General features: G+C 66.1%; 6 protein-coding genes. 5 read left to right on the top strand and 1 reads right to left on the bottom strand.

Going from position 1 to position 5347, the window contains the following annotated elements; all coding sequences use genetic code 11:
• On the top strand, positions 1-1008 hold a 1008-nt coding region (gene nuoN, locus IT540_RS18625), incomplete at its 5' end, for an NADH-quinone oxidoreductase subunit NuoN (RefSeq protein WP_291181238.1).
• A 112-nt stretch (positions 1009-1120) separates the two neighbouring features.
• On the opposite strand, the gene IT540_RS18620 is transcribed toward nuoN, so the two are convergent.
• Positions 1121-1366, bottom strand: coding sequence for a PilZ domain-containing protein (locus IT540_RS18620; protein ID WP_291181236.1), 246 nt, complete (start codon positions 1364-1366; stop codon positions 1121-1123).
• A 183-nt stretch (positions 1367-1549) separates the two neighbouring features.
• Between IT540_RS18620 and IT540_RS18615 the strand changes: the two genes are divergently transcribed.
• From IT540_RS18615 to IT540_RS18600, 4 genes are read left to right on the top strand one after another with little or no spacing between them, the layout of a single operon-like run.
• Positions 1550-2281 carry a biotin--[acetyl-CoA-carboxylase] ligase gene (locus IT540_RS18615; RefSeq protein ID WP_291181235.1) on the top strand — a complete coding sequence of 244 codons (732 nt, stop codon included), beginning with the start codon at positions 1550-1552 and terminating at the stop codon, positions 2279-2281.
• Positions 2282-2321: 40 nt separating this feature from the next.
• Positions 2322-4034 carry a ribonuclease J gene (locus IT540_RS18610; protein ID WP_291181233.1) on the top strand — a complete coding sequence of 571 codons (1713 nt, stop codon included), beginning with the start codon at positions 2322-2324 and terminating at the stop codon, positions 4032-4034.
• A gap of 42 nt (positions 4035-4076) precedes the next feature.
• Entirely contained in the window at positions 4077-4481 is a 405-nt protein-coding gene (mce, locus tag IT540_RS18605; protein ID WP_291181231.1) for a methylmalonyl-CoA epimerase, read from the top strand.
• A gap of 24 nt (positions 4482-4505) precedes the next feature.
• Positions 4506-4784: a DUF1467 family protein gene (locus IT540_RS18600; RefSeq protein ID WP_291181229.1), complete on the top strand. Its 279-nt coding sequence runs from the start codon at positions 4506-4508 to the stop codon at positions 4782-4784.
• The last annotated feature ends 563 nt before the right edge of the window (positions 4785-5347 follow it).

Raw genomic sequence — 5347 nt, 5'->3', positions numbered from 1 at the left:
GTCCGCCGCGACGACGTCCGCTCGAGCGAGGCCGGAATGAAGTATTTCGTGCTCGGCGCGCTCTCCTCGGGCATGCTGCTCTACGGCGCCTCGCTGCTCTACGGCTTTGCGGGCACGACTTCGTTCGCCGGGCTTGCGAGTGCCGCCGCAGCGCCGGGTGCCGCGACCAATCTCGGCCTCATCGCCGGGCTCGTGTTCCTGCTCGTGGGCCTCGCCTTCAAGATCTCGGCCGTGCCGTTCCATATGTGGACGCCCGACGTCTACGAAGGCGCGCCGACGCCGATCACGGCCTTCTTCGCCGCTGCGCCGAAGCTTGCGGCGCTGGCGCTGCTCGCCCGCGTGTTGTTCGACGGCTTCGGCGGTCTCTTTGTTCAGTGGCAGAAGATCATCATCTTCCTGGCCATCGCCTCCATGCTGCTCGGCGCCTTCGCGGCCATCGGCCAGACCAACATCAAGCGCCTCATGGCCTATTCCTCGATCGGCCACGTCGGCTTCGCGCTTGTCGGCCTCGCCGCCGGCAGCGAGGAGGGCATCCAAGCTCTCCTCATCTACCTCGCCATCTATCTCGTCATGACGCTGGGCTCGTTTGCCTGCATCCTCGCCATGCGCCGCGAGGACGGGCCAGTCGAGGACATCTACGAGCTGGCGGGCCTCGCGGAGACGAATCTGCCCATGGCCTTCATCCTTGCCATGCTGCTGTTTTCGCTCGCGGGCGTGCCGCCGCTCGCCGGCTTCTTCGCCAAGTTCTATGTCTTTGCCGCCGCCGTGAAGGCGGAACTGTACGGCCTTGCGGTCATCGGCGTGCTGTCGAGCGTGGTCGGCGCCTTCTACTACCTGCGCATCGTCAAGGTGATGTTCTTCGACGACGCCAAGCCGCGCTTTTCGCCCACCGCGCCCTATGTGCGCTTCGTGATGATCGCGGCCGGCCTGTTCGTGGTGCTGTACGCCGTCTATCCGTCGCCGCTGATCGACGCCGCCGCGGCTGCGGCCAAGTCGCTGCAGCTCTGACTTTTGCGGTTAGACCTTGATCGCTTCGGATGCTGTCAGTGCGAAGCCTGTATCATCGGTCTCGTCGAGAGACCCGGAGCGCAACTGCGATTCAATCAAGACCAACTACGCTCTAGTTGAATCTCAGTCCGAGGTCGTTCCCTCGCCGCCAGACGACCGTACACGCGGCATTGATCTTTTCCATCGAGGACACGAGCGTGACCTGCTCGGGAACGTCGCAGGGGATCACCAGGCGCACGCGCGCGCCGGTCTGGGAGGCGTCGCGCAGCAGCACGGCGAATTCCTTTTCGCCGGTCCTGAGGATACCGGCATTGTTGGTCCGACGGCGTTTTGTCCTGCGTGAATCCTTGGTCGCCATGGGAGTGTCTCTGGTAAATGAACGGGTGCTAAAGCGTCGCCCAGGAAATGTGAAGTCCAGTATTCTGATTGATATAATTCATATGTCACAGGTTTTAACGTCCGCTTACCAGCGTCGCGAAATGTGCGATACGTTACGCCGCACCCTCTTGATTTCACTCCCGATATCGGCTGGCTCGGCACCATGATCCTTGATCGCGTGGAGCGGCTCTCCGCCGTGGATTCGACCAATGTCGAGGCGATGCGCCGCGCCCAGGCGGGCGAGCGTGGCCCGCTCTGGATCATGGCCGACGTGCAGACGGCCGGGCGCGGCCGCAGCGGCCGCAGTTGGTCCTCGGAGACGGGCAACCTGCATGCGAGCCTACTGCTCACGCTGGCCCTCCCGCAGCCGAAGGCCTACCAGCTCGCGCTGGTGACGGGTGTCGCCGTCTTCGATGCCCTTCGTGCAGTCCTGCGTCCTGTCCCCCCCGGACTGCGCCTCAAGTGGCCGAACGACATCCTGATCGACGGCGAGAAGACCGGCGGTATCCTCATCGAGAGCAGCGCCGGCGCGGACGGACTCGCCGCGGTGGTCGGGATCGGTCTCAACGTCCGGACATCGCCCGCGGGGCTGGACCGCCCTGCCACGCACCTTGCGGCCCACGGCGCCTGTCCGGAGCCCTCCGTGCTTCTGGCCTCCATAGCGGATGCCCTGACGGCCTGGCTCGCCACGTGGGACGAGGGTAGAGGCTTTGCCGCGGTCAGGGAGGCTTGGCTAAACCGCGCCCATCCTATAGGGGAACGCATGGGCATCAACACCGGCACCGAGCACGTCGTCGGCGCGTTTGCAGGGCTCGATCCCGAAGGCGCGCTTCTGCTCGACGCGGAGGGGAGCGTTCGCCGGTTCACATTCGGAGATGTAGCGCTTGTTCGTTGAGGCAGGATCGCGGGTCATAAGAAAAGGGTGAATACGGCGAATGCCTGAGCAACGAACGCAACGGAGCCGGCCGAAAGAGCAGGACGAGCTGGTGTTTCTGGCCCTCGGCGGGCTCGGCGAGATCGGCATGAACGCCTATCTCTACGGGCTCGGCCCGCCGGACGCGCGCAAGTGGCTGATGGTCGATCTCGGGATCACGTTTCCGGAGGGCGAGGACGACCCCGGAGTCGACGTCATCTTTCCGGATCTGCGCTTCATCGAGGAGGAGCGCAGCGCGCTCGCCGGCATCGTCATCACGCACGCCCACGAGGACCACATCGGCGCCGTCATAGATCTTTGGCCGCGCCTCGGCGTGCCGGTCTACGCCACGCCCTTCACGGCCGGCATGCTGAAGGCGAAGCTCGCCGAGTATGGCAACCGCCTCCAGATTCCGATCCGCGAGGTACCGCTCAACGGCCGCTTCGAGGTCGGCCCCTTCGACGTCGAGCTGATCGAGATGGCCCACTCGATCCCCGAAAGCAGCGCGCTCGCGCTGCGCACGCCGCTCGGGCTCGTGCTCCACACGGGTGACTGGAAGCTCGACCCCACGCCGATCATTGGCGGCACGCCGGACGAGGGCCGGCTGGCCGCGCTCGGCGAGGAGGGCGTGCTCGCCGTCGTCGGCGATTCCACCAACGCGATGCGGGAAGGCCGCTCGCCGTCCGAGCGCGACGTGGCCAAGTCGCTGGCCGAGATCGTGCGCGGCGCACCGAACCGCGTGGCCGTCACGACCTTCGCCTCCAACGTCGCGCGCATCAAGGCCGTGGCCGATGCCGCGCGTTCCACCGGCCGCGAGCTGATCATCGCCGGTCGCGCCATGCATCGCGTCATCGACGTGGCGATCGACACCGGCTACCTGCCCCAGGGCTTCCGCTACGTCGACCAGCAGCAGTTCGGCGAGCTGAAGCGGTCGCGCGTCGTCTGCCTCTGCACCGGCAGCCAGGGCGAGCCGCGTGCCGCCATGGCGCGCATCGCCGAGAACGAGCACCCCGACGTCTCGCTCGACAAGGGCGATCTCGCCATCTTTTCCTCGCGCACCATCCCCGGCAACGAGAAGGCTGTGGGCTGGATCCAGAACGGCCTCGTGCGCATGGGCGTCGAGGTGCTGACCGACAGCGAGGCGCTGGTGCACGTGACCGGCCATCCGCGTCGCGACGAGCTGCGCCAGCTCTACGCCTGGACGCGGCCGAGGATCGCCGTCCCGATGCACGGCGAGGCGCGCCACCTCAAGGCCCACGCGGAGCTGGCCCGCGAGGCCGGCGTCCCGGAGGTTCAGGTGGCCTACAATGGCGAGATGGTACGGCTCGCGCCGGGCCCGGTGCGCATCGTCGACGATGCGCCGGTCGGCCGCCTCTTCCGCGACGGGCGCCTCATCGTGCCTTCGGGCGATGGGCCCGTGCGCGAGCGCCGCAAGCTGGCGGCCGTTGGCATCGTCATTGTCGCGCTGGCGGTATCCCGGCGGGGCGACCTCGCGGGCGAGCCGCAGGTCGTCATCGACGGCGTGCCCTACGAGGATGACGAGGGCGAGCCCATGGAGGACATCGTGCTGACCGCCGTCGACGGCACGCTCCGCAGCATCCCGAAGGACCGCAGGCGCGATCTGGAGGTCTTGAGTGAGGCCGTGCGCAGGGGCGTCCGCGGCGCCGTGGCCAATGCCTGGGGCAAGAAGCCCATTGTCAAGGTGTTGCTGAGCGTGGTCGAAGGGAAGGGCTGAAAGCCGCTTGCACGGCCTGTTTATCGGAGACCGGAAACGAAGATGATTGGACGCTTGAACCACGTGGCCATTGCGGTCAAGGACTTGGCCGCCGCGACCGCCGTGTACAGGAACGCGCTCGGAGCGGTGGTCACCGACCCGCTGCCCCAGCCGGAGCACGGTGTGACCGTCGTCTTCATCACGCTGCCCAACACCAAGATCGAGCTTCTGGAGCCCCTGGGCGAGGACTCGCCGATTGCCAAGTTCCTCGAGAAGAGCCCGGACGGTGGCATCCATCACATTTGCTACGAGGTGGATGACATCCTGGCCGCCCGTGACCAGCTCAAGGAGCAGGGCGCGCGTGTGCTCGGAGACGGCAATCCGAAGATCGGTGCCCACGGCAAGCCCGTGCTGTTCCTGCACCCCAAGGATTTCTGCGGCACGCTGACGGAGCTGGAGCAGGCGTGACGCGGCCATAAGGGAGACAACCCCATGAGCCTTTCGCTCGGCATCGCGCTCTATCTGATGATCTGGTTCATGACGCTGTTCGCCGTGCTGCCGTTCGGCGTCAAGACACAGGGCGAGGTCGGCGACGTCGTGGAGGGCACGCCGGCAAGCGCCCCGGCCGCGCCGCGTCTGATGCGCGTCGCGCTGGTCAACACGCTCGTGGCATCCGTTGCGTTTGTGATCGTCTGGGCGACGCTCGAGTACGACTGGCTCGGGCTCTACATTCCTCCGGAGAACAGCGCACCCGCCGCCGTCACGCCGTGACGCGCGCAAGCGGATCGAGCGTTGCCGATCTTTTTCCGTGTGCCGATGGAGCGGGCAAAAACCGTCTTCCAAAATGCAAAGAGCAAGGCGGGCGCCTTGCTCTTTCCACTCTTGGCTCGTGTGAGCGGCGCTTGGCGCGCCGTCTGCTCATTTTCGGCTCGAAGATTCCGGAACAGTGCCCCGGTTCTACAGCCATTTTCTCCCTAGACCTGGGCCCCGAGCCATCTGGATCTCATTGGCTTCGCCCCTGTCACGTGAACCAGCGCACCATACTCGAACGGCGGCGCTATGTCACGGGGCCTGAGAGAAAAAAACGCAGGTGCCTAATGCTGATGCAGACGCTGGCTCTGCAAGCGGCGCTGATGACGATTTGACGACGGATCGTGCGTGGCGGTGGGCGCTGCGTGATGCTCGATTGCCCTGGCCTGCAATCCTGGCTATTCACGCCTGCGGAACGCCTTGTTGGCTGGGGCCTTCTGCACATCGGCCGCCCCGCCCGCGCCGCAACCTTCGTTGAGACAGGACCCCATGCACCTTTCCCGCTTCTTCCTTCCGGTCCTGCG

The sequence above is a fragment of the Hyphomicrobium sp. genome, assembly GCF_020852195.1.
Taxonomy (GTDB): Bacteria; Pseudomonadota; Alphaproteobacteria; order Rhizobiales; family Hyphomicrobiaceae; genus Hyphomicrobium_C.
This window is presented reverse-complemented; position numbering and strand designations above follow the sequence as displayed.

Excerpts from the sequence above, each read along its gene's own strand:
- mce (WP_291181231.1), top strand. The coding sequence starts at position 4,077 with ATGATTGGACGCTTGAACCACGTGGCCATTGCGGTCAAGGACTTGGCC.
- IT540_RS18615 (WP_291181235.1), top strand. The coding sequence starts at position 1,550 with ATGATCCTTGATCGCGTGGAGCGGCTCTCCGCCGTGGATTCGACCAAT.
- IT540_RS18600 (WP_291181229.1), top strand. The coding sequence starts at position 4,506 with ATGAGCCTTTCGCTCGGCATCGCGCTCTATCTGATGATCTGGTTCATG.
- IT540_RS18610 (WP_291181233.1), top strand. The coding sequence starts at position 2,322 with ATGCCTGAGCAACGAACGCAACGGAGCCGGCCGAAAGAGCAGGACGAG.
- IT540_RS18620 (WP_291181236.1), bottom strand. The coding sequence starts at position 1,366 with ATGGCGACCAAGGATTCACGCAGGACAAAACGCCGTCGGACCAACAAT.